General features: G+C 70.6%; 23 protein-coding genes. 12 read left to right on the top strand and 11 right to left on the bottom strand.

Annotated elements, in window-relative coordinates:
* The first annotated feature begins 9 nt into the window (after positions 1 to 9).
* From xseA to AB1K54_RS03880, 7 genes are read left to right on the top strand one after another with little or no spacing between them, the layout of a single operon-like run.
* Positions 10 to 1,338: an exodeoxyribonuclease VII large subunit gene (xseA, locus tag AB1K54_RS03910; RefSeq protein ID WP_371201395.1), complete on the top strand. Its 1,329-nt coding sequence runs from the start codon at positions 10 to 12 to the stop codon at positions 1,336 to 1,338.
* Positions 1,335 to 1,577: an exodeoxyribonuclease VII small subunit gene (locus AB1K54_RS03905; RefSeq protein WP_371201394.1), complete on the top strand. Its 243-nt coding sequence runs from the start codon at positions 1,335 to 1,337 to the stop codon at positions 1,575 to 1,577. The genes xseA and AB1K54_RS03905 overlap by 4 nt, the downstream gene beginning before the upstream one ends.
* Positions 1,577 to 2,227, top strand: a complete 651-nt coding sequence (locus AB1K54_RS03900) for a DUF4245 family protein (protein ID WP_371201393.1) — start codon at positions 1,577 to 1,579, stop codon at positions 2,225 to 2,227. The genes AB1K54_RS03905 and AB1K54_RS03900 overlap by 1 nt, the downstream gene beginning before the upstream one ends.
* 38 nt (positions 2,228 to 2,265) lie before the next feature.
* Positions 2,266 to 2,889 (top strand): carbonic anhydrase, encoded by a 624-nt coding sequence (locus AB1K54_RS03895; RefSeq protein WP_371201476.1) that lies wholly within the window; start codon positions 2,266 to 2,268, stop codon positions 2,887 to 2,889.
* A gap of 22 nt (positions 2,890 to 2,911) precedes the next feature.
* Positions 2,912 to 4,306 carry a class II fumarate hydratase gene (locus AB1K54_RS03890; protein WP_371201392.1) on the top strand — a complete coding sequence of 465 codons (1,395 nt, stop codon included), beginning with the start codon at positions 2,912 to 2,914 and terminating at the stop codon, positions 4,304 to 4,306.
* A 43-nt stretch (positions 4,307 to 4,349) separates the two neighbouring features.
* Entirely contained in the window at positions 4,350 to 5,882 is a 1,533-nt protein-coding gene (locus tag AB1K54_RS03885) for a sensor histidine kinase (RefSeq protein ID WP_371201391.1), read from the top strand.
* On the top strand, positions 5,879 to 6,538 hold the full coding sequence (locus AB1K54_RS03880; protein WP_371201390.1) for a response regulator transcription factor: 660 nt from the start codon (positions 5,879 to 5,881) through the stop codon (positions 6,536 to 6,538). The genes AB1K54_RS03885 and AB1K54_RS03880 overlap by 4 nt, the downstream gene beginning before the upstream one ends.
* Positions 6,539 to 6,682: 144 nt before the next feature.
* Here AB1K54_RS03880 and AB1K54_RS03875 read toward each other — a convergent pair whose 3' ends face one another.
* From AB1K54_RS03875 to AB1K54_RS03860, 4 genes are all read right to left on the bottom strand, one after another.
* Positions 6,683 to 7,186: a hypothetical protein gene (locus tag AB1K54_RS03875; RefSeq protein ID WP_371201389.1), complete on the bottom strand. Its 504-nt coding sequence runs from the start codon at positions 7,184 to 7,186 to the stop codon at positions 6,683 to 6,685.
* Between the two features lie 178 nt (positions 7,187 to 7,364).
* Positions 7,365 to 8,702 (bottom strand): PhoH family protein, encoded by a 1,338-nt coding sequence (locus AB1K54_RS03870; RefSeq protein WP_371201475.1) that lies wholly within the window; start codon positions 8,700 to 8,702, stop codon positions 7,365 to 7,367.
* A 237-nt stretch (positions 8,703 to 8,939) separates the two neighbouring features.
* Entirely contained in the window at positions 8,940 to 10,064 is a 1,125-nt protein-coding gene (locus AB1K54_RS03865; RefSeq protein ID WP_371201388.1) for an aminotransferase class V-fold PLP-dependent enzyme, read from the bottom strand.
* A 64-nt stretch (positions 10,065 to 10,128) separates the two neighbouring features.
* The gene (locus AB1K54_RS03860; RefSeq protein ID WP_371201387.1) at positions 10,129 to 10,914 is read right to left on the bottom strand and encodes an isoprenyl transferase; all 786 of its coding nucleotides are present in this window, start codon (positions 10,912 to 10,914) and stop codon (positions 10,129 to 10,131) included.
* 109 nt (positions 10,915 to 11,023) lie between these two features.
* Here AB1K54_RS03860 and AB1K54_RS03855 point away from each other — a divergent pair, with 109 nt between their 5' ends.
* The gene (locus AB1K54_RS03855) at positions 11,024 to 11,773 is read left to right on the top strand and encodes a hemolysin III family protein (RefSeq protein WP_371201386.1); all 750 of its coding nucleotides are present in this window, start codon (positions 11,024 to 11,026) and stop codon (positions 11,771 to 11,773) included.
* 24 nt (positions 11,774 to 11,797) lie between these two features.
* On the opposite strand, the gene AB1K54_RS03850 is transcribed toward AB1K54_RS03855, so the two are convergent.
* A complete protein-coding gene (locus tag AB1K54_RS03850; RefSeq protein WP_371201385.1) occupies positions 11,798 to 12,085 on the bottom strand; it encodes a hypothetical protein in 288 nt (95 codons plus the stop codon).
* Between the two features lie 63 nt (positions 12,086 to 12,148).
* On the opposite strand from AB1K54_RS03850, the gene AB1K54_RS03845 reads away from it, so the two are divergent.
* Together AB1K54_RS03845 and greA are read left to right on the top strand one after the other, a co-directional pair.
* Positions 12,149 to 12,541, top strand: coding sequence for a DUF4307 domain-containing protein (locus AB1K54_RS03845; protein WP_371201384.1), 393 nt, complete (start codon positions 12,149 to 12,151; stop codon positions 12,539 to 12,541).
* Between the two features lie 87 nt (positions 12,542 to 12,628).
* Entirely contained in the window at positions 12,629 to 13,120 is a 492-nt protein-coding gene (gene greA, locus AB1K54_RS03840) for a transcription elongation factor GreA (protein WP_371201383.1), read from the top strand.
* 60 nt (positions 13,121 to 13,180) lie between these two features.
* On the opposite strand, the gene ilvA is transcribed toward greA, so the two are convergent.
* Together ilvA and AB1K54_RS03830 are read right to left on the bottom strand one after the other, a co-directional pair.
* Positions 13,181 to 14,407 (bottom strand): threonine ammonia-lyase, encoded by a 1,227-nt coding sequence (ilvA, locus tag AB1K54_RS03835; RefSeq protein WP_371201382.1) that lies wholly within the window; start codon positions 14,405 to 14,407, stop codon positions 13,181 to 13,183.
* Positions 14,404 to 15,597 (bottom strand): AI-2E family transporter, encoded by a 1,194-nt coding sequence (locus AB1K54_RS03830; protein WP_371201381.1) that lies wholly within the window; start codon positions 15,595 to 15,597, stop codon positions 14,404 to 14,406. The genes ilvA and AB1K54_RS03830 overlap by 4 nt, the downstream gene beginning before the upstream one ends.
* An 80-nt stretch (positions 15,598 to 15,677) precedes the next feature.
* Here AB1K54_RS03830 and AB1K54_RS03825 point away from each other — a divergent pair, with 80 nt between their 5' ends.
* Both AB1K54_RS03825 and AB1K54_RS03820 read left to right on the top strand, forming a co-directional pair.
* Positions 15,678 to 16,946 (top strand): winged helix-turn-helix domain-containing protein, encoded by a 1,269-nt coding sequence (locus AB1K54_RS03825; RefSeq protein WP_371201380.1) that lies wholly within the window; start codon positions 15,678 to 15,680, stop codon positions 16,944 to 16,946.
* 9 nt (positions 16,947 to 16,955) lie between these two features.
* On the top strand, positions 16,956 to 17,870 hold the full coding sequence (locus AB1K54_RS03820) for a hypothetical protein (protein ID WP_371201379.1): 915 nt from the start codon (positions 16,956 to 16,958) through the stop codon (positions 17,868 to 17,870).
* Positions 17,871 to 18,025: 155 nt separating this feature from the next.
* Here the strand turns inward: AB1K54_RS03820 and AB1K54_RS03815 are convergent, their stop codons facing one another.
* From AB1K54_RS03815 to AB1K54_RS03800, 4 genes are all read right to left on the bottom strand, one after another.
* Positions 18,026 to 18,916, bottom strand: coding sequence for a M48 family metalloprotease (locus AB1K54_RS03815; protein WP_371201378.1), 891 nt, complete (start codon positions 18,914 to 18,916; stop codon positions 18,026 to 18,028).
* Positions 18,917 to 19,026: 110 nt separating this feature from the next.
* Complete coding sequence (locus tag AB1K54_RS03810) at positions 19,027 to 19,596, bottom strand: LemA family protein (RefSeq protein WP_371201377.1); 570 nt, start codon at positions 19,594 to 19,596, stop codon at positions 19,027 to 19,029.
* Positions 19,597 to 19,676: 80 nt separating this feature from the next.
* Positions 19,677 to 20,990, bottom strand: a complete 1,314-nt coding sequence (locus tag AB1K54_RS03805; protein WP_371201376.1) for a D-arabinono-1,4-lactone oxidase — start codon at positions 20,988 to 20,990, stop codon at positions 19,677 to 19,679.
* Positions 20,987 to 22,216, bottom strand: coding sequence for an alanine racemase (locus AB1K54_RS03800; protein WP_371201375.1), 1,230 nt, complete (start codon positions 22,214 to 22,216; stop codon positions 20,987 to 20,989). Before AB1K54_RS03800 ends, AB1K54_RS03805 begins: the two co-directional genes overlap by 4 nt.
* Positions 22,217 to 22,225: the final 9 nt, after the last annotated feature.

The raw sequence follows: 22,225 nt of genomic DNA, 5'->3' as shown, positions 1-22,225 counted from the left end.
CACCACCGCATGACGACGTTCGAGCCGCAGCAGGTGCCCGGCCAGGCGCCCCCGCCCGACTCGGTCCACCCGCGCGACTCTTCGGCCGACTCTCCCACGTCGATCGGGCGCCTCAACGAGACGATCCGCGGGTTCATCGGCAACTGGGGCTCGGTGTGGGTCGAGGGCGAGATCACCTCGTGGAACGTGCGCGGCGGCATCGTCTACGGCGGCATGAAGGACGCCGGGTCGGATGCCTCGATCCAGTTCCGCATCTGGTCGTCGACGCGCGTGCGCCTGCCCGCCGACCTGAAGGTGGGCGGCCACGTCATCGCGTGCGTCAAGGCCGACTACTACCCGAAGACCGGCGCGTTCAGCTTCGGCGTGTCGGCGATGCGGCACGTGGGACTCGGCGATCAGCTCGAGAGGCTCGAGCGCCTGCGCGCGCAGCTGCGCACCGAGGGCCTGTTCGACGCGTCGCGCAAGAAGCCGATCCCGTTCCTCCCGCGCCTGATCGGGCTCATCACCGGCGAGCGGTCCGACGCCGAGAAGGACGTGCACCGCAACGCCGAACTGCGCTGGCCCCAGGTGCGGTTCCGCACCGAGTACGCGGCCGTGCAGGGCGACAGATGCGTGCCCGAGACGATCGCGGCGCTGAAGACCCTGGACGCCGATCCCGACGTCGACGTCATCGTCATCGCCCGCGGCGGCGGCGACCCGCAGACCCTGCTCGGGTTCAGCGACGAGCGGCTCGTGCGGGCGGTGGCTGCGGCATCCACCCCCGTCGTCAGCGCGATCGGGCATGAGAACGACCGCCCGCTCCTCGACGACGTCGCCGACCTGCGCGCGTCGACGCCGACCGATGCGGCCAAGCGGATCGTGCCGGATGTCGCGGAGCAGCACGCCCTCGTCGGCCAGCTGCGCGCGCGCCTCACGACGCGCCTCACCCAGCGCGTCGCGCACGATGTCGAGCGCCTGGAGCAGCTGCGCTCGCGGCCCGTGCTGCGCGCCCCGGAGTCGATGATCGACTCGCGCGCGCAGCAGCAGTGGATGCTGACCGCACGCGGGCGCGAGATCGTCGACCGCCGGCTCGCGCGTGAGGCGCGTGAGGCGGCCGAGCTGCGCGCGACGCTGCGGGCGCTGTCTCCCGCCGCCACGCTCGCGCGCGGCTACGCGATCGCCCACCTCGAGGACGGCGTGATCGTGCGCGACGCGGCGCAGGCTCCGGCCGGAGCGGCCGTCACCGTCACGGTCGGACGCGGCTCGTTCGCCGCTCGCTCCGAGGGCGAGATCGCGCAGTCGGGCCCCGATGCCGCGGAGCCGGCAGTCCTGGGCCGGGAACCTACAATGGAGGCATGACCGTGCCGAGCGAGAACATCGTCGACGTGTCGGCACTCTCTTTCGAACAGGCCCGCGACGAACTCGTGCTGGTCGTGAAGGAACTCGAGCAGGGCGCCCCGACCCTCGAGCACTCCCTCGCCCTGTGGGAGCGCGGCGAAGCGCTCGCCGCACGCTGCGAGGAGTGGCTGCTCGGCGCGAAGCGGCGCCTCGAGGCCGCCCGCGGCACCGCCGAAACCGACCCGGCGACGGAATCCTGATGGCCAGGCAGCCTCGCGTGGTCGCCGAGCTCGGCAGGCCCGAGACTCCCGAAGAGACCGCCGAGCGCAAGGCGGCGTTCTCGGCCGCGTACCGGTCGAGCCAGAATGTGCGCAACCTCGTCGCCGCGCTCATCGCCACGATGGCGGTCGTGCTCGTGATCGTGTTCGCCGTGCCGCGCGGCGAACCCGCCGCGCAGGCCGACATCGACGTCGCCGCCGTCGCCGACCGCATCTCGGCGAACGAAGGGCGCGCGCTGGTCGTGCCCGAGGTGCCGCAGGAGTGGCGGGTCAACGTCGCCCGAGTCGAGTCGGGCTCCTCCGACGCCGTCCGCGCGTGGACGATCGCGTACGTTCCCGGCGAGGACGACGGCTTCCTGCGCGTCGCGCAGGGATTCGGCGCCGACGCCGCGTGGACGACGCGCGAGCTCGGCGGCGCCGGGATCGCCGCCACCGAGACCATCGACGGCGTCCAGTGGTCGCGCTACGCGATCGCCGACCCCGAGAAGGCGGGCAACGTCACCGGTGCCCTCAGCGTCCAGGCGGGCGATGACGTCGTGCTCGTGTACGGCACCGCTCCCGACCATCTGCTCACGCAGACCGCCCGCTCGCTGAGCGCCCAGATCCGCGCTCTGCAGGAGGCTGCCCCGTGAGCGAAGCGCGTCTGACCCCGCGCGCCGCGTGGGAAGGCATGCAGCGCGGCAACGCGCGCTTCGTCGCGGGCAAGCCGCGGCATCCGCGGCAGAACGTCGAGCGCCGCCACGATGTCGCTGCCGGACAGCGCCCGCGTGCGGTCCTGTTCGGATGCTCCGACTCGCGTCTTTCGGCCGAGATCATCTTCGACATGGGTCTGGGCGACCTGTTCGTCGTGCGCAACGCCGGTCAGGTGGTCTCCGACTCGGTCGTCGGCAGCCTCGAGTATGCCGTCGCGGTGCTCGAGGTGCCGCTGCTGGTGGTGCTGGGGCACGACGAATGCGGGGCGGTGGCGGCCGCGATCGAGAGCACGAACGCGGATTCCGCGCCCCTCCCGCCGCACATCTGGCGGCTGATCGCCCCCATCGTGCCGGCGGTGCGCCGTGTGCAGCGAGAGAGCGTGAGGGCCGGCAACCCCGCCGACCGCATCGACGCCGAGCACGTCGGACGCGAGCACCTGCGCGACACCGTCGCCGAGCTCCTGCACTCGTCCGAGCTGATCAGCGACGCCGTCGCCGATGGGCGACTGGCGATCGTGGGCGCGAACTACCGGCTTTCCGAGGGCACGGCCGTGCCCGACGTCATCGTGGGGCTTCCCAGCGACGCCCCCGCAGCATCCTGAAACACCCCGGAGGGACGAAGAAGTGACCGACATCGAATACCGCATCGAGCACGACACCATGGGCGAAGTGCGCGTTCCCAAGAACGCACTGTACGCCGCGCAGACCCAGCGTGCCGTCGAGAACTTCCCGATCTCTGGGGACCCGCTCGAGCCCGCGCAGATCGTCGCCCTCGCGCGCATCAAGAAGGCCGCCGCGCAGGCGAACAAGTCCCTCGGCACCCTCGACGCAGAGATCGCCGACGCGATCGCGCGCGCCGCCGACCGCATCATCGCCGGAGAGCACGCCGACCAGTTCCCCATCGACGTCTACCAGACCGGCAGCGGCACGTCGTCGAACATGAACATGAACGAGGTGCTCGCGACCCTCGCCACGGCCGACCTCGGCCGAACCGTCCACCCCAACGACCACGTCAACGCATCGCAGTCCTCGAACGACGTGTTCCCCACCTCGGTGCACATCGCCGTCACCCAGGAACTCATCGACGACCTCATCCCGGGCCTGGACCACCTCGCCGTGGCGCTCGAGAAGAAGGCCGACGAGTGGAAAGAGGTCGTCAAGTCCGGCCGCACCCACCTCATGGACGCCACCCCGGTCACGCTCGGCCAGGAGTTCGGCGGCTACGCCCGCCAGATCCGACTCGGCATCGAGCGCGTGCAGGCGGTCCTCCCGCGCGTCGCCGAGGTGCCGCTGGGCGGCACGGCGGTCGGAACCGGCATCAACACGCCGCTCGGCTTTCCGCAGCGGGTGCTCGAGCTGATCGTCGCCGACACCGAGCTGCCCATCACCGAGGCCAAGGATCACTTCGAGGCCCAGGCCAACCGCGACGGCCTGGTTGAGGCATCCGGAGCCCTGCGCACCATCGCGGTCTCGCTCACCAAGATCAACAACGACCTGCGCTGGATGGGCTCGGGCCCGAACACCGGACTCGGCGAGCTGCACATCCCCGACCTGCAGCCCGGCTCGTCGATCATGCCCGGCAAGGTCAACCCTGTCGTTCCCGAGGCGACGCTCATGGTGTGCGCGCGCGTCATCGGCAACGACGCCACCATCGCGTGGGCCGGGGCGTCGGGCTCGTTCGAGCTGAACGTGGCGATCCCCGTCATGGGCACCGCGCTGCTCGAGTCGATCGAGCTGCTCGCGAACGCCTCGCGCCTGCTCGCCGACAAGACCATCGACGGGCTCGAGGCCAACCTCGAGCGCACCGCCGCGTACGCGGGCATGTCGCCGTCGATCGTCACGCCGCTCAACAAGCTCATCGGCTACGAGGCGGCCGCGAAGATCGCGAAGCACTCGGTCGCCAAGGGCATCACGGTTCGCGAGGCGGTCATCGACCTCGGCTACGTCGAGCGGGGCGAGCTCACCCTCGAGCAGCTCGACGAGAAGCTCGATCTGCTCTCCATGACGCACGCCGGCTGATCAGCGAATGCGGTCCTGGGCCGCCTGGCGAGATAATCGGGGGGTGGCACGCACACCGCGACCCATCTCAGCTCGCGCACGGATCCTCGGCGCGATCCTCGCGGTGGCGTGCATCGGCCTGGCGATCGTCGGCAGCGTCACGTTCCTGGTGCAGCGCGAGCTCGTCCTCGGCGAGGTGCAGGCGCGGCTGGTGGCCCAGGTCGCAAGCCTCGAGTCGATCGCAGGCGTCGACGACGAGGACTCGGGGCAGGGATCCTCGTCCGATTCCGCCGACAGCTCGGTCACCGCGGGCGAGGGCCTTCGCATCGACGACTTCTTGAGCGTGGAGGAATACCTCTTCGCGGTTGTCTCACGGCTCGTTCCGGCGCGCAACGAGGCATCCGTGGCCCTCATTGACGGGACGGTGAAGTACATCCCTCGCACGCTCTCGGGGTTCGACATCTCGAAGGACCGCGAGTTCTTGGCGCGCATCATCGAAGAGACCGCCGCGGCGGGCGGCACGGTGTACGGCACGGCTCTCACCGACCAGGGGTCGATCCGCTACATCGCGATCCCGATCTCGATGCCCGGCGACCCCGACTCGGGCATCTACGTGCGGGCGATCAACCAGAGCGCCGAGCTGAAGCCGGTCACCACCGCGATCACGACGTACTGGATCGCGGCCCTCGCGGTGCTCGCCGCCGTCGGCATCGTCGGGTGGTTCGTCGCCGGCCGGCTGCTGTCCCCCATCCGGCAGATCCGCGAGGCGGCGGACTCCATCACGATCGCCGACCTGTCGCCGCGTCTGCGCGAGCGGGGAAACGACGACATCGCCGATCTGACCCGCACCGTCAACTCGATGCTCGACCGGATCGAGGGCTCCGTCGATGTGCAGCGGCAGCTGCTCGACGACGTGCGGCACGAACTGAAGACCCCGATCACGATCGTGCGAGGCCACCTCGAGATGATGGATCCGACCGACGTCACAGACGTCGAGAACGCGCGCGACATCGGCATCTCGGAGTTGGACCGCATGACCCGCCTGGTCGAGGACATCAACCTGCTCGCCAACGTCGAGGGTGACGGCTTCGACATGAAAGAGGTCCTGCTCGGCTCCCTCACCGCGCGCGTCGGAGAGCTCGTCGCTGCGATCCCGGGCCATACGTGGAGGGTCGAGGCGATCGCACGCGGTCACGTGCTCGGCGACAACGACCGACTGCTGCAGGCGTGGCTGCAGCTCGCCGACAACGCCGCGAAGTACACGCCCGAGGGCTCGCCGATCGAGATCGGCAGCGCGCTCGACGAGTCCGCAGCGCGACTGTGGGTGCGCGACCACGGCCCGGGGATCCCGCCTGCAGCCCGCCACCGCATCTTCCGCCGCTTCGACCGCGCACACGGCAAGCGCACCGTGGGCGGGTCGGGTCTGGGCCTTGCGATCGTCGACGCGATCACCAAGGCGCACGGCGGCCAGTGCGTCGTCGCCGACACCCCGGGAGGCGGAGCGACCCTCACCATCGTTCTGCCCCTGCTTGGCACCGAGCTGCCGGCCCCGGTTCGCGCCGGCGACGTCGTGCTCCAGAGAGAGGCATCCGGATGACGGCGAGAATTCTGATCGTCGAGGACGAACCGCGCATCGCGTCCTTCGTCAGCCGCGGCCTTGAGTCCGCGGGCTACGCCACGACGATCGTCGATGACGGCGCCGAGGCGCTCGGCGCGGCGCTGCACGGCGACGCTCAGCTGGTGCTGCTGGACGTGGGGCTTCCCACCATGGACGGCTTCGAGGTGCTGCGTCAGCTGCGCGCGCACGGCTCGACGGTGCCTGTCATCATGCTCACAGCGCGCTCCAGCACGCGGGACACGGTCGAAGGACTCGACTCCGGAGCCAACGACTACGTCGCGAAGCCCTTCACGTTCGACGAGCTGCTCGCGCGAGTGCGCTCGCGGCTTCGCGAGACGGCCGTCGCCCCGACCACCTCGCTCACGCACGGCGACGTCTCGCTCGACATCCTGGGTCGCCGCGCGACGGTCGGAGGTCGCGACGTCGATCTGTCCGCGCGCGAGTTCGCGCTCGCCGAGCAGTTCCTGCGCAATCCGCAGCAGGTGCTCACGCGCGAGCAACTGCTGAGCCGGGTGTGGTCCCTGGACTTCGACCCGGGCTCGAACATCGTGGACGTGTACGTGCGGTACCTGCGCGGAAAGCTCGGCCCCGCACACATCGTCACTGTGCGCGGAGTCGGCTACCGCTGGGAGTGAGCGGCCGTAGGCGGCGGAACGGATGCCTCACCCGCTCGCGGTGGGCCTCACCCGCCTGCGCGGTCGCGCCCGAAGATGGGGAAGGCCCCCGGCGCTGGGGAACGCCGGGGGCCTGGGAACGGCCGGGCTGGGAAACACCGGCCATCAATCGCGACTGTCTGGGGAATCGCGCGATTGATTCCTTATCGATCCGGAGCACCGGTCGTGCCGGTCGTCGGATCGTCCGTCGTGGTGGACGGAAGTCCATGTGGTGCGGGTCGAGACCGCGTCGCGGACGCGCTGCACCAGCGCGTCCTGGTGATCCGTCGTCCAGCCGTGCGCTGCCGCCCATTCGCGTGCCGCGGAGGGAGCGTCGGTGCGCGACGCCTCATCGACGAACGCCGCGTCTTCAACGGGCGCGGGCGCGGGCGGTGCGGGCTGCGCGGGGGGAACCGGCTCTTCCGGCGACACGTCCTGAGGCTCGGGCGCCGGCACCGTCTCGGGGGTCGTCGTCGCTGCCGGCTGGAGCGCCGTCGCTGACGGGACGGATGCCGCGCGCGGCGCACCCGCGGGCACGACGACGCCGCTGCCGCCGAAGGGCCTGCCCGGCACATCGCCCAGTGCTGCACTGTTGGTGAGGGCGACGGCGCACGCCACGGTGACGCTCACGAGGACGCTGGTTGCGCCACCGATCGCGAATCGCGTCTGACTATGCACGTATGTCCCCACAGATCCGGTGCGCGGTCACCCGGCACTACTCCATCGTCGCAGAGTCCACGGCGCGAATGGGCCGATATGCATGAGACTCTTCTCATGCATATCGGCCTCTTCGCGGACGAATCGGCGCCTACGCGAGCTCGCCGGCCTCCAGCAGATCCGTCACGAGCGCCGCGATCGCCGACCGCTCCGAGCGCACCAGGGTGACGTGCCCGAAGAGGCTGTGGCCCTTGAGCGTCTCGATGACCGATGCGACGCCGTCGTGGCGCCCGACACGCAGATTGTCGCGCTGCCCCACGTCGTGCGTGAGGACGACGCGGGAGTTCTGACCGATGCGGCTGAGGACGGTGAGCAGCACGTTGCGCTCGAGCGACTGCGCCTCGTCGACGATCACGAAGGCGTCGTGGAGCGAACGACCGCGGATGTGCGTGAGAGGCAGGACTTCGAGCAGACCCCGCTCGATCACCTCTTCGACCACATTCGACGACACCACCGAGCCGAGGGTGTCGAACACGGCCTGCCCCCACGGATTCATCTTCTCCTGCTGGTCTCCCGGCAGGTAGCCGAGTTCCTGCCCGCCGACGGCGAACAGCGGGCGGAAGACGAGGATCCGCTTCTGCTGCTGCCGCTCGAGCACGGCATCGAGTCCCGCGCACAGCGCCAGCGCGGACTTGCCCGTGCCGGCGCGTCCGCCGAGCGAGACGATGCCGACGTCGGGGTCCAGCAGCAGGTCGATCGCGATGCGCTGCTCAGCCGAGCGACCGTGCAGCCCGAACACGTCGCGATCCCCGCGCACGAGTCGGTACGAGCCGTCGCCGGTGACGCGTCCGAGCGCCGATCCGCGCTCGGAGTGGATGATCAGACCGGTGTTGACCGGAACGCCGCGCACGTCGTCGCACGCGCCGACCTCGCTCTCGTACAGGTCGCTCACGTCGTCGCCGGTCACGTCGAGGGTCGTGATGCCGGTCCAGCCGGAGTCGACGGCCTGCTCGGCGAGGTACTCCTCGGCCGTGATGCCGAGCGACGCCGCCTTCACCCGCATCGGCAGATCCTTCGACACGACGGTCACATCGACGCCCCCTGCGGCGATGTTCATCGCGACGGCGAGGATCCGACTGTCGTTGTCGCCCAGCCGCATCCCCGAAGGAAGGACGCTGGAGTCGGTGTTGTTGAGCTCGACCCGCAGGGTACCTCCGCGCCCCACCGGAACAGGGAAGTCGAGCCGCCCGTGCTCGACGCGCAGCTCATCCAGATGCCGCAGCGCCTGGCGGGCGAAGTACCCGATCTCCGGGTCGTGGCGTTTGCCCTCCAACTCGGAGATCACCGCCACCGGGATCACGACACTGTGCTCCGCGAACCGGAAGAACGCGCGCGGATCGCTGAGGAGAACCGACGTGTCCAGCACATACGTGCGAAGGGTGTCTTCCTGGTCGAACGGCTCGCGCTCCGCCTGGTCGAGGTCTGGCAGCTGCTCTTGTGGTGCTCGTGAGGTCACAACCCGCTCCTGCCCCGGGCCCTCGCGGACCCGGCTCAGCGAGTCGACCGTGTGAGTCACGAGTCGTGAACCAGGTGGCCGACTCGATCGGGTGCCTTACCCGATGCCTCGAAGGTACGTCGGCCCGCAGGGCCCGCACACGCCGACACGCTGAACGGCGGTTACGGCCGGGTTAATTCCTCGCGACGATGCGGCCGAGACGTTCGCCGGTCACCACACCCGCGCCGACGAGAACGCCGCCAGGGCGTCGCCGAACAGGCGCAGCGTGTCGGCGCCGGTGCCCACGTGCGGGGCGACTCGCACGAGCCCCGCCCGCACGGTCACGGTGAGGCCGTGGTTGACGAGGGACGCCGCGAGCGGCGCCGCGTCCTGCGCGGCCGGGGCCAGGGTGACGATGCCGGCGCGGTGCTCGGCGTCGCGGGGGGTCAGGACGGGCACCTCGTACCGGTCGGCGAAGAAGATCACGTCCTTCGTCCGCTCCGCCAGTTCGCGCTCGATCACATCGACGCCGAGATCGCGGATGTCGCGCAGCGCCGTGGCCAGGCGCGCGACGGCCAGGTGGTCGGCAGTCGCGACGGTGAACCTCTGCGCGGACGCCGCGACCGAGGGGATCGGACCGGCGCCGGCGAGCGTGTCGCCGTCGGCGCCGGCGAAGCCCGAGAGCACCGGCTCGAGCCGTTCGAGGGCGCGGTCGCCGTACCACGCGAAACCCGTCCCGCGCCCGGCCCGCAGCCACTTGTAGCCGTTGCCGCACACGACGTCGGCGGCCGGATAGTCGGCCTCGACGACGCCGAACCCCTGCATCGCGTCGACGATCAGCAGGCGGTCGCCGATCACGTCGCGAAGCGCCGTGAGGTCGGCGCGATAGCCGGTCCGGAAGTCCACGAGGCTCACCGCGACCGCTGCCGTGTCGTCGGTGAGCGCGTCGCGCACGACCTCCGGGGTCATGAAGCCGCTCTCGGGCTCGACCCACTGCGGCACCAGGGCGCCGCGCGCGGCGGCGGCGCGCTGGGCGGTCACCGTCAGGCTCGGGAACTCGTGGCGTCCGAGGAGCAGGCCGCCGGTGAGCCCGTACAGAGCCTGCATCAGCCCGTACGTCGTCGACGGCTGGAACGTCACGTGCGAGGCATCCGTCATCAGCAGTTCCGCGAGAAGGTCGGATGCCTCCAGCTCATGATCCTTGACCATGTCGATGCCCGTGCGGCGCCCCGAGCCCAAAAGCTCGGCATCGGCGTGCGACTCCGTCCGAACGGAGGGCGAGAGCGGCCCGAACGCTGCCCAGTCGAGATAGCCCGGCTCACCGTCGAACGAGGCCTGAAAGGACTCCAGATCCATCACGGTCACATTCTGGCACGCGGGGCGTGCGGCACCGGGTGCCGCCCCGTCCGGAAATTCCGGGTCAGCCCCCGTAGCGGCGGTCGCGGGTCGCATAGTCGCGGATCGCGCGGAGGAAATCGACCTCGCGCAGGTCCGGTCCGAGCGCTTCCACGAAGTAGAACTCGGAGTGCGCGCTCTGCCACAGCAGGAAGTCGCTCAGCCGCTGCTCGCCCGAGGTGCGGATCACCAGGTCGGGATCGGGCTGCCCGCCGGTGTACAGATGCTCGCCGATCTGCTCGGGCGTGAGGCTCGCGGCGAGCTCCTCGAGCGAGCCGCCCTCGCGGTCGTGCGCGGCGATGATACTGCGCACCGCGTCGACGATCTCGCCCCGCCCGCCGTAGCCGACGGCGAGGTTCACATGCAGCCCGGTGTTGCCGCGCGTGCGCTCCTGCGCGTCGCGCAGCACGCGGGCCAGGTCCTCGGGAAGGATGTCGGCCCGACCGACGTGCTGCACACGTCGGTCGGGGCCCTGCGAGAGCTGGTCGGCGAGGTCGGCGATGATCTCGATGAGGTCGGCGAGCTCCTTCGAGTCGCGCTTGGTGAGGTTGTCGGTCGAGAGCAGGTACAGCGAGACGACCTTCACTCCGACCGCGTCGCACCAGTCCAGGAACTCGACCATCTTCGCGGCCCCGGCGCGATGGCCGTGCGCCGCCGAATCGTACCCGAGCTGACGGGCCCAGCGCCGGTTGCCGTCGATCATCATCGCCACATGACGGGGCACCGCGTCGGGATCGAGGCGTCTGCGGAGCCGGTTGGTATAGAGGCGGTAGAGAGGCCCGCGCCCCTCGTTCGTCGCCGACGGTGTCACCCCCCTACGGTACCGCTCCCGAACCGCCGAACCCGCGTGAGACCGGGTCCCACCCGTCGCGGCTGGGCATGTTCCCTTTGAAGCATGCGGATGGGCCTAGCCTGGTCGCATGAGCCGACGCACGCGCCGCTTGATCCCCCCCGCGCCGGAGGTGCCCGTCCTGCCCCTGATGGAGGCGGCCAAAGCCGACGCCACGGCCACCGAGATCAAGCCGACCTGGCGCGGCTGGATCCACGCCGGAACCTTCCCGGTGGCGATCGCGGCGGGGATCGTGCTGATCGTGCTCGCCGTCGGCACTCCCGCCAAGTGGGCCGCGGCCGTCTTCATGGCAACCTCGCTCCTGCTGTTCGGCAACTCGGCGGTGTACCACCGGTTCAACTGGGGTCCCAAGACCAAGGCGGTGCTCAAGCGCATCGACCACGCGAACATCCTGCTGCTCATCGCCGGCACCTATACGCCCCTCGCGGTGCTCGCCCTGCCGCCCGAGAAGGGGCTCCTGCTGCTCGTGCTGGTGTGGAGCGGGGCGCTGCTGGGCATCCTGTTCCGCGTCTTCTGGATCAACGCGCCGCGCTGGCTCTACGTCGCACTGTATCTCGTGCTCGGATGGGCGGCGATCATGTACATCGTCGACCTCTTCCAGGCCAACGCCGCGATGATGATCCTGGTGATCATCGGCGGCCTGCTGTACACGCTCGGGGCGGTCGTCTACGCGGTGAAGAAGCCCAACCCGTGGCCCGGGCACTTCGGCTTCCACGAGATCTTCCACGTGTGCACGGTGCTCGCGTTCCTGTGCCACTGGACGGCGTGCCTGCTCATCTCGCTGCGGCCGCTGTCGCCCTCGCTGGGCGTTGCGGGCTGAGCCGCCGGGCGGGCGTGCACGCGCTCAGCGCGTGCGGTCCTGGCCATCCGCGTCGGTGGACTCGTCGTCGACTTCGGTGTCGAACTGCGCCGCGGCGGCCTGCTCCTCGGCGTCCAGCTCCTCCTTGATGTCGGCTCGCACGCGCCCGCGGCGGATGCGTCGCATCATGTCCCAGACCAGCAGGATCACCGCGAGCGCGATGAACGCGATGATCGCGAACCCCCACGGCCCCGGAGTGACCAGCTCGGGGTCGACGACGTCGGTCGGGGCGGGCGTCGGGGTCGCGGCCAGGAAGGCGAGCGATCGGTGCATGAAGTCCTTCGTTCCGCGCGAATGCGCATAGCCTGGAACTCCAGCCTAATTCGGACGGAACTGATGACGACGCAGGACATGCTCGACGAGCGGTACGGCCGCACGCCGTCGGCGCGCACGCGCTGGATCGTCGGGATCGTCATCGCCGTCGCCGTTCTCGCGGGCAGCGGCGTGGCGTGGGCGACCTGGTCCAACGCGGCGAACTCGGTATCGGCCACCACGACGACCTTCCGCGTCGACGGCGGGCGCGCGGTGGTGGTCACCTACCAGGCGACCGCTCCGGTGGGCCGCGCGTTCGCGTGCGTCATCGAGGCGCAGGACGAGGAGCACGGGATCGTGGGGTGGAAGGTCGTCGAGCACGAGGCATCCGACGAGCACATCCAGGCATTCAGCGAGTCCGTGCCCACCGTCGCGCAGGCGACCACGGGTTTGGTCAACTCCTGCTGGGTGTCGTAGTCTGACGCAGACAACGTCGAACGACGCCCTGGCCTGCGCCAGGGCGTTTGGCATATCGACGCCGCCCCCCGAACGAAGGAGACCGACGTGTCCAGCGACGCAACGGTGACGTTCCTCACCCAGGATGCCTACGACCGTCTGGCAGCCGAACTCGAAGCCCTCTCCACGACCGGTCGTGAAGAGATCGCCAAGCGCATCGAAGCCGCGCGCGAAGAGGGAGACCTGAAGGAGAACGGCGGCTATCACGCGGCGAAGGACGAGCAAGGCAAGCAGGAGGCCCGCATCCGCACGCTCCAGCACCTGCTGAAGACCGCCAAGGTCAGCGAGGCGCCCGAGAGCACCGGGGTCGTCGAGCCCGGCACCGTCGTGACGGCCCTCGTCGCCGGCGGCGAGGAGCGATTCCTCCTCGGCAGCCGCGAGATCGCCTCGGGCACCGACCTCGACGTCTACAGCGAGGCGTCGCCGCTCGGCGCGGCGATCCTCGGGCTGAACGAAGGCGAGAAGACCTCGTACACGGCTCCCAACGGCCGCGAGATCGCCGTCGAGATCGTGAAGGTCGAGACCTACACCGGTCAGTGATCTCACTCTTCGCGCACCGAAGGCCGGCTCCCGAAGGGGCCGGCCTTCGGCATCGGATCGTCAGTCCTGCACGACGGTGGGCGCGAAACCGGCCTCTTCGAGCACCGAGATGACGTGCGCGCGGTGCTCCTGCCCGCGCGTCTCGACGCTCAGCTGCAGGATCACCTCGCTGATCTGCAGGCCCTGGCCGTGCCGCGTGTGCAGCACCTCGATGACGTTCGCGCCCGCCAGGGCGAGCAGCTCCGAGACGCGCGCGAGCTGACCGGGGCGATCGGGCAGCGGCACCCGGAGGGTCATGTACCGGCCGGATGCCGCCAGCCCGTGCGCGACGACGCGCTGAAGCAGCAGCGGGTCGATGTTGCCGCCGGAGAGGATCGCCACGGTGGGGCCCGAGGCGGTCACCTTGCCCGCGAGCATCGCCGCGACGCCCGCCGCCCCGGCCGGCTCGACGACGAGCTTGGCACGCTCGAGCAGCACGAGGATCGCGCGGGCGATGTCGTCGTCCGACACGGTGACGACCTCGTCGACGAGCTCGCGGACGATCTCGAACGGCGTGTCTCCCGGACGTGCGACGGCGATGCCGTCGGCGATCGTCGGGGCCGTGGCGACCTCGAGCGGCTCGCCCGCCGCGAGCGACGCCGGGTACGCCGCGGAGTTCTCGGCCTGGACGCCCACGATGCGCACCGTGCGGCCGGTTGCCGCGGCCTTCGCCTTCGCCGCGGCGGCGACGCCGGCGATGAGCCCTCCGCCGCCGATGCCGACGACGATCGTCTCGACGTCGGGCACATCGTCCATCACCTCGAGCGCGACCGTCCCCTGGCCGATCACCACATCGCGGTGGTCGAACGGGTGGATGAGCACGGCGCCCGTGCGCTCGGCGAACTCGGCCGCCAGCCGCAGCGGCGTCTCGACCGTCGCGCCCTCGAGCACGACGTCGGCGCCGTAGCCGCGCGTGGCGAGCAGCTTCGGCACCGGCACACCGAGCGGCATGAAGATCGTCGCCGGGATGCCCAGCGTCTGAGCGCCGAGCGCGACGCCCTGCGCGTGATTGCCGGCCGAGGCCGCCACCACGCCGCGCGCGCGCTCTTCGGGGCTCAGTCGCGACAGCCGGTAGGTGGCGCCGCGGATCTTGAACGACCCGGTGCGCTGCAGGTTCTCGAGCTTGAGGTGGACGGGCACGCCCATCACCTCGCTGAGGTACTGGGATGTCTCGAGCGGCGTGTGCAGGGCGACGTCGGACAGGGTCTTGGCGGCGTCCTCGAACTCCGCCAGGGTGGGGATGGTCACGCGGTGGGCCTCCTGGTGCGTGGAACCGTGCTCCAGATGAAGTCGCCTTCGGGCGGCCTCAGACCGGTCTCCCACGCACGGGTCGAGAGGGAGACGGCGACGACGTTGATGAATGCGGCCAGCGGCACCGCGAAGAGCGCACCGGGGATGCCGGCGATCATGGCACCGCCCGCGACGACGAGCACGACCGCGAGCGGATGCACCTTCACAGCCGACCCCATCAGCAGGGGCTGCAGGACGTGGCCCTCGAGCTGCTGCACGCCGAACACGACGACGAGCATCCACAGCGCGATCCAGGGGCCGTTGTAGACGAGCGCGAGGAAGACCGCGAGGGCGCCGGTCACCACGGCGCCGACGATGGGCACGAACGCGCCGAGGAACACGAGCACAGCGACCGGGATCGCGAGCGGCACCTGCAGCAGTGCAGCGCCGAGACCGATGCCGACGGCGTCGATGGTCGCGACGAGCAGCTGGGTGCGCGCATAGTTGACGACGGTGACCCACCCGATGCGGGCCGATCCGTCGGCGGCAGGCCGCGCCTTGCGCGGGAACAGCCGCACCGCCCACCGCCAGATGCCCTCGCCGTCCGCGAGGAGGCACAGCAGGATGAACAGCGCCAGCACGGCGCCGGTGGCGACGTGACCGACCGTCGAGCCGATCGCCAGCGCCCCCGACCACAGCAGCTCGGCCTGCTGCTGGAGGAAGGTCCACGCCTGGCCGAGGAATCCGTCGATCTGCTCGGCGGTCAGGTGCAGCGGCCCCGCGATGAGGTATTCGCGGAACTCGCCGATCGCCTCGGTCGTGCGCTCCTGCACGGAGGGCCACTCGAGCCTGATCTGCCACACCACGAGCCACAGCAGGCCCACGACGATCGCGAGGGTGCCCACCATCGAGATGACGATCGCGACCCACTTGGGCACGCGATGGCGCAGCAGGAACGAGAACGCCGGCCACAGCAGCGCTGTGATCAGGACCGCGATCATCAGCGGGATGACCAGCAGCTTCAGCTGGATCACCAGCCAGATGCCGAGCCCGATCGCGGCGGCGACGATGAGCAGCCGCCACGAGTAGGCCGTCGCGATGCGCAGGCCCCGCGGAATCGTGGGCGAGAGCTCGGTCGAGACGATCCGCTGGCGATCTCGCAGCGCGTCGAACAGTCCCGTGCGAGGCTTCTCGTCGTGGCCGCTCATCCCGCAATTCTAGGGTGCTGCGACGACGCACTCGTGGCCGGGCCCGAGCGGTGTCGGAGGGCGTGGCTATGCTGACGCGAATGAGGACGAACCTGAGCGCGGCCGAGGCGCGCCGCGTGGCCCTCGCGGCGCAGGGTTTCGGGGCATCCCGACCGCCCTCCCCCGGCACACGGCAGCTCAACACGTCGCTGCGACGCATGTCGACGCTGCAGATCGATTCGGTCAACGTCTTCGCTCGGTCGCACTACATGCCGCTGTTCTCGCGCCTGGGCGCCTACGACCAGGCGCAGCTCGACCGGCTGCTGTTCGCGCGGCGCGCGCCTTACGTCGAGTATTGGGCGCATGTCGCCGCGTTCATCGCCGCCGAGGACTGGGGGCTGTTCCGCTTTCGCATGGACGAGCTGCGCGCGAAGTACGGCGGCGACGACTGGCACGAGAGCAACCGCGCGACCATCGACTGGGTGCGCTCGGAGCTGGCCGACCGCGGGCCGCTGCGCCCGGCGCAGATCGAGCGCGACGCGCAGCGCACGACGCGCGGGCCGTGGTGGGACTGGGACGCCGTCAAGCACACCCTCGAGCGGCTGTGGCTGTTCGGCGACGTCGCGATCGCCGGGCGGCGCGGATTCGAGCGCACGTACGGGCTCGCCGAGCAGGTGCTGCCTGCGGCGGCGCTCGCCGCGCCGGTGCCGCGAGCCGACGCGCTGCGCGAGCTGACGCGGCGCGCGGCGCGCGCCTACGGCGTGGCGACGGCATCCGATCTGGCCGACTACTGGCGCGTGCGCGACCGGCCCGCGATGATGGCGGCGATCGGCGAACTCGAAGACGCGGGCGAACTCGTCCCCGTGCAGGTCGAGGGCTGGACGACGGCGGGGCGCCCGGCCAAGGCGTGGCTGCACACGGATGCCGCGATCCCCCGTCGCATCGACGCGACGGCGATCCTCACGCCGTTCGACCCCGTCGTGTGGTTCCGCGATCGGGCCGAGCGGCTGTTCGGCTTCGAGTACCGCATCGAGATCTACACGCCCGCCGCGCAGCGGCGGTACGGCTACTACTCGCTGCCGGTGCTCGTCGGCGACACGCTCGTCGGCCGCGTCGACCTCAAGGCCGACCGTGCCTCTTCGACGCTGCGGGTGCAGTCGGCGTGGTGGGAGCACGGCGCGCCCGCCCACGCTGCGGAGCGGCTGGCGGGCGAGCTGCGAGAGGCGGCCCGGTGGCAGGGCTTGGAGCGCGTCTCGGTGTCGGACTGGGGCGACGCCGCCGACGACCTCGCCTCTGCCCTGCCCGAGGCATCGCGGCATCCGGCCGGCCCGCCAGAGCCCGAGTCGCTCGTCGCCGACGAGCCCGGTTAGCCTGGATCGGTGAAACGCTCACTCGTCATCGGGGTCGCCGTCGGCACCGCGGTCGCGATCACCGCGGCGGGGGTCGCCTGGTGGACGCTGTCGCGCCCCACCGCGGCGGACGCGGTGGTGAAGCAGTATCTCGGCGCCCTCGCGTCCGGTGACGCGGATGCGGCGCTCGCGCTCTTCGACGCGCCGCCACCGGGCGGCGACGATCTCACCGACGCCCTGGCGGGCGCGACGGGGCTGCTCAGCGGCCCGAGCATCGAGCACATCAGCTCCGCCGACAGCGGGGACATGCGCGCCGACGTGTCGTTCGACCTCGCCGGCAGCCACCGCACCGCCTCGTTCACACTCGTCCAAAGCGACTCCGGATGGCGCCTGACCGCCGACGCGCTCGGCGCGATCACCGCGAGCACCACAGTCGGCGACTCGGTGGCGGTCGGATCCGTCGTCATCCCGGCCGCCGAGCCCGCACCATTCCTTCCGGCCGCCTACACCGTCACAGCCGCCCCCGGCGGGATCCTCGATGGCGAGGCCGAGGCGGTGGTGCTGCCCGGTACGACGACGGATGCCGCAGTCGAGGCATCGCTCTCCCCCGCAGCGACCGCCCGAGCCCAGGCTCAGCTCGACGCGTACGCCGAGCAGTGCGCCGCGGCCACGGACGCCGTGCCCGAGCACTGCGGGCTGCGCGTGCCCTGGGCCGCCGACCTCGCCTCGCTCGAGACGATCGCTTTGCGCATCGAGCAGGAGCCTGCGCTCGTGCTCTCGTCCGACCTCGGCTCGTTCGAGGCGACCGGCGGAGCGATCGTCGCCACCGTGAGAGGAACCGCCCGCGACGGAGCATCCGCAGTCTTCACCTACCGCACCGAGGGCTGGGCGCTGCGCGGCACGATCTCGTTCGAGGGCGACGAGATCGTGCTCTCGGTGCGCTGACTCCCGCCTCGCGGCTCAGCGCGTCGCGAGACCGCGCGCGTCGAGTCCGAGCCAGCGCGCCAGGTCGGCGGCCTCGGCATCGACGGCCCGCAGCGGCGTTTGGCCGCAGGCGTGCACATCTCGCGGGCCACCGACGCCGGGCGACGGCATCCGTCTCAGAACTTGCCCCCGATCGTCTGCAGACGCTCGATGCGCTGCGGAATCGGAGGGTGGGTCGCGAACATGCGCGAGAGGGCGCCGGGCTTGAGGGGGTCCGAGATCCACAGGTGCGCCATCGAGGTGTTCGCCTTCTGCAGGGGCTGACCGTACTGCTGCAGCTTGTCGAGCGCCGACGCGAGCCCGTCGGGGTCGCGCGTGGTCATGGCGCTCGTCGCGTCGGCGAGGTATTCGCGCTGGCGCGAGATCGCCGCCTGCACCGCCCCCGCCAGCAGCGGCGCCACCAGCGCCGCAACGAGCCCGAAGATCATCAGGAACAGCTGCGCCTGGCCGTTGCCCCCTCCGCGGCGACCGCCGCCGAAGAACGCGATCCGCATGAGCACGTCCGCGAGAATGCCCACCGCCACGACCAGGCCGAATACGAGCAGCGAGACCCGGATGTCGTAATTGCGGATGTGCCCGAGCTCGTGACCCAGCACGCCCTCCAGCTCGCGATCCGTCATCAGCTCGAACAGGCCCGTCGTGACCGTGATCGCCGCGTCCTCGGGGTTGCGGCCGGTCGCGAAGGCGTTCGGGGCGGGATCGTCGATCACGTACAGCTTCGGCACCGGCGAGCCGGTGGTGATGCACAGATTCTCGACGATGCGGTAGTAGCGCGGTGCGTCCTCGCGACTGACCTCGAACGCCCCCGACATCGCAAGAGCCTCACGGCTCGCGAAGAAGTACTGGAACGCCGCGTAGCCGATCGCGCCGAGCAGGATGAACCCGGTCACCCACCAGTTGTTGCTCATCAACCACCCGACGAGCAACCCGATGGCACCCAGGAACAGCACGAAGCCGACCAGGATGAACCACGTGTTGCGCTTGTTGCGCGCGATCGCCGAGTACATGCAGACGTCTCTTCAGTCGGTGGGGGGTCTCGATACACCGCCCCGCGGGCGGCACTCGACCTTGATCCGAGCCGCATCAACGCCGCTGCGCGGCATTGCTCCGGCTCGCATCAAAACTGCACGCGCGGCGGTTCCGAGATGGCGGCGCCGTCGACGACCTCGAAGAACTCCCGCTCGTGGAAGCCCAGGTTTCGCGCGAACAGGTTGTTCGGGAAGACCTTGATCTTGGTGTTGAGCTCGCGCACACCGCCGTTGTAGAACCTGCGGGATGCCTGGATCTTGTCCTCGGTGTCGACGATCGACTGCTGCAACTGGAGGAAGTTCTGGCTCGCCTGCAGCTGAGGGTAGGCCTCGGCGACCGCGAACAGCGACTTCAGCGCCTGCTGCATGTGCCCCTCGGCGACTCCCGCCTCGGCGGGCCCGCCGGCGCCCAACGTCTCGGCGCGCGCACGGGTCACGTTCTCGAAGACGGCCTTCTCATGCGCGGCATAGCCCTTCACCACCTCGATGAGGTTCGGGAGCAGGTCGGCCCTTCGCTTCAGCTGGACCGTGATGTCGCTCCACGCCTCATCGACGCGCACATTGAGCTGCACAAGCGAGTTGTACGTCGCCCACAGGTAGATCCCGATCGCCACCACGATCGCGACCACGACGAGAACCGGGATCAGCCATTCCCACATACCTGTGACTCCAATCGTCCTGCCCTCATCCTAGCCACGGTGTGCGCTCCGATCAGGAGCGCAGGGACCACTCTCAGCCGTTACCCACCCAGCACACGCTCGAGGTAGTCGTTCTGGAACATGCGCTGCGGGTCGAGCCGGTCGCGCAGCGCCACGAAGTCGTCGAAACGCCGGTAGCGAGAGCGCAGCTGCGCGGCATCCAGCGTGTGCATCTTGCCCCAGTGCGGCCGGCCCGCAAGGCCCGTCATGATCTGCTCGACGGCCTCGAAGTACTCGGCCGGATCGTCACGCCAGTAGCGGTGCACGGCGATGTATCCGCTGGCCCGGCCGTGCGCGGTCGACATCCACAGGTCGTCGGCGGCCGCGAAGCGCACCTCGACGGGGAACGAGATGCGCCAGCCGCGCTCGTCGATGAGCGCGCGCAGCGCGTCGAACGCGGGGCGGACGTTCTCGGCGGGCAGGGCGTACTCCATCTCGCGGAAGCGGACCCCGCGCGAGGTCGCGAACACGCGGTGCGAGGCGTCGGTGAACTCGCGGTCACCCCACACGCGCGCCGCGACGCCGTTGATCGGCGGCACGGTCGCCGGGACCGCGCGCCCGAGAGAGCACACCGCCTGGTGCACGATGTTGCCGATGAGGGTGTCGTCCACCCACTTGCCGACGGGCGAGAGCGGATGCCGCGGCGCGCTCTCGGGCAGCCGCGTGTTCGTCTTGGTGAGCGCCCGCTCGGTGTGCGGGAACCAGTAGAACTCGAAGTGGTCGGGGCCAGCGGCACGCTCGTCGAGGTGGTCGAGCACGTCGGTGAGCTCCTCGGGCCGCTCCAGCGCGTGCAGCACATATGCCGGGACGCACTGGATCGTGACGTCGACGAGCACACCCAGAGCCCCGAGTCCGAGGGCGACTGCCGGCAGCAGCTCGGTGTTCTCTTGCTCGTCCACCGTGAGCAGCTCGCCGTCGGCGGTGACGAGGGTCGCGGCGACGACCTGGGTGGCCAGGCCGCCGAACCGCGTTCCCGTGCCATGGGTGCCCGTCGAGATCGCGCCGGAGATCGACTGCCGATCGATGTCGCCGAGATTCTCCATCGCCAGCCCGTACGGCTCCAGCAGCCGCGGGATCTGGTGCAGGCGGGTTCCCGCGAGCAGGCGCACCCGCCCGCGTTCGCGATCGACGCCGAGCAGCCCCGACAGGTCGGTGAGATCCAGCAGCACGCCCGGCGCCACGGCGATGCCGGTGAAGCTGTGCCCCGCGCCGACCGCCTTCACGCGCAGCCCGCGCGCCGCCGCCGACTGCACCGAGCGGCGCACCGCGTCGACGGTGCGAGGACGCTCGATGAGCTGCGGCCGCACGGACTCCGATCTTCCCCAGTTCTGCCAGGTGCCCCCAGGTCGTGTCACAGGAACGTCTTCCCCTCTCCGCGATAGGTCGCAAGCTCGTCGACCACAGCGTCGTCGTCCACGAGAAGATACCGGTCGACGCGCTCGGCGAGCTCACCGCTCTTCGCGTGCCGGAACCACACGCGATCGCCGACCCGCAGGCCCCGTGCGCTCTCGCCCTGAAGCGGTGTCTGCACCTCGCCCGCACCCTCGCGCGGCAACGTCGTGAGCCCCGCGGGCCACACCGGCTTGGGCTGGCGCGACGGAACGGGAGGCCCCGAGGCGATCCATCCGCCGCCCAGCACCGTGGCGATGTCGGCCGCGGGCTTTCGCACGACCTCCAGGGCGAACGCGGCCGCGGGCGCCGGATCGAACGCCCGGTACCCGTCGAAGAGGTGACCCGCGAACAGCCCGCTCCCGGCGGTCAGCTCGGTGACCGACTGATCGGATGCCGTCAGCTCGAGCGAGCCCGTGCCGCCCCCGTTGACGAACTCGATGGGCGCGACATCGCGCAGTGCGGCCACGATCTCGGCGCGACGCTCGACGAGTTCGTGCCCGGAGCGGCGCTGCATCCACCGGATCATCGCGTCGCCGGAACCGGTCGCGTCGCCCTGCCCCGCGATCTGAGCCTCGTACATCATGAGGCCCACGAGCCGGAAGCCGGGCCGGGCCGCGATGGCCCGCGCGAGGTTCGCGACGTCAGCGGGGCCGTACAGCGGCGAGCGGCGCACGCCGATGTGGCCGAGCGCGGGCGCGCGCCACGAGGCGTCGGCTTCGATCGCGACCCGCACCTCGGGGCGCGCTCCGGGCGCGGCCACCGCGTCGACGAGGTCCAGCTGGGCGAGGTCGTCGACCATGAGCGTCACACGCTGCGCCGCGTGCTCGTCGGCGGCCAGCGCCGCGATCGCCGCGCGATCGGCGGTCGGGTAGCCCACCACGACGTCGTCGTGCGTCTCGGCGAGCCACAGCGCCTCGGGCAGGGTGAAGGCCAGGATGCCCCGGTACCCGGGGATCGCCAGCGTCGCGTCGATCGCCGACCGCACGCGCACGGACTTGCTCGCCACGCGGATCGGGACCCCGGCGCTGCGCACGAGCATGTCGAGGGCGTTGTGCCGAAGCGCGGGCAGGCTCAGGATCGCAACCGGACCCGACACGTCGGCGACGGCGCGCGACAGGCCCGTCCAGTACGACGCGGGGTCGTGCCAGGCCGGGATGGCGGATGCTCCGGTGAGCAGATCGAACCTCATCGTGTCCCC

It is taken from the genome of Microbacterium sp. BWT-B31 (genome assembly GCF_041379855.1).
In the GTDB taxonomy this organism is placed as follows: domain Bacteria; phylum Actinomycetota; class Actinomycetes; order Actinomycetales; family Microbacteriaceae; genus Microbacterium.
This window is presented reverse-complemented; position numbering and strand designations above follow the sequence as displayed.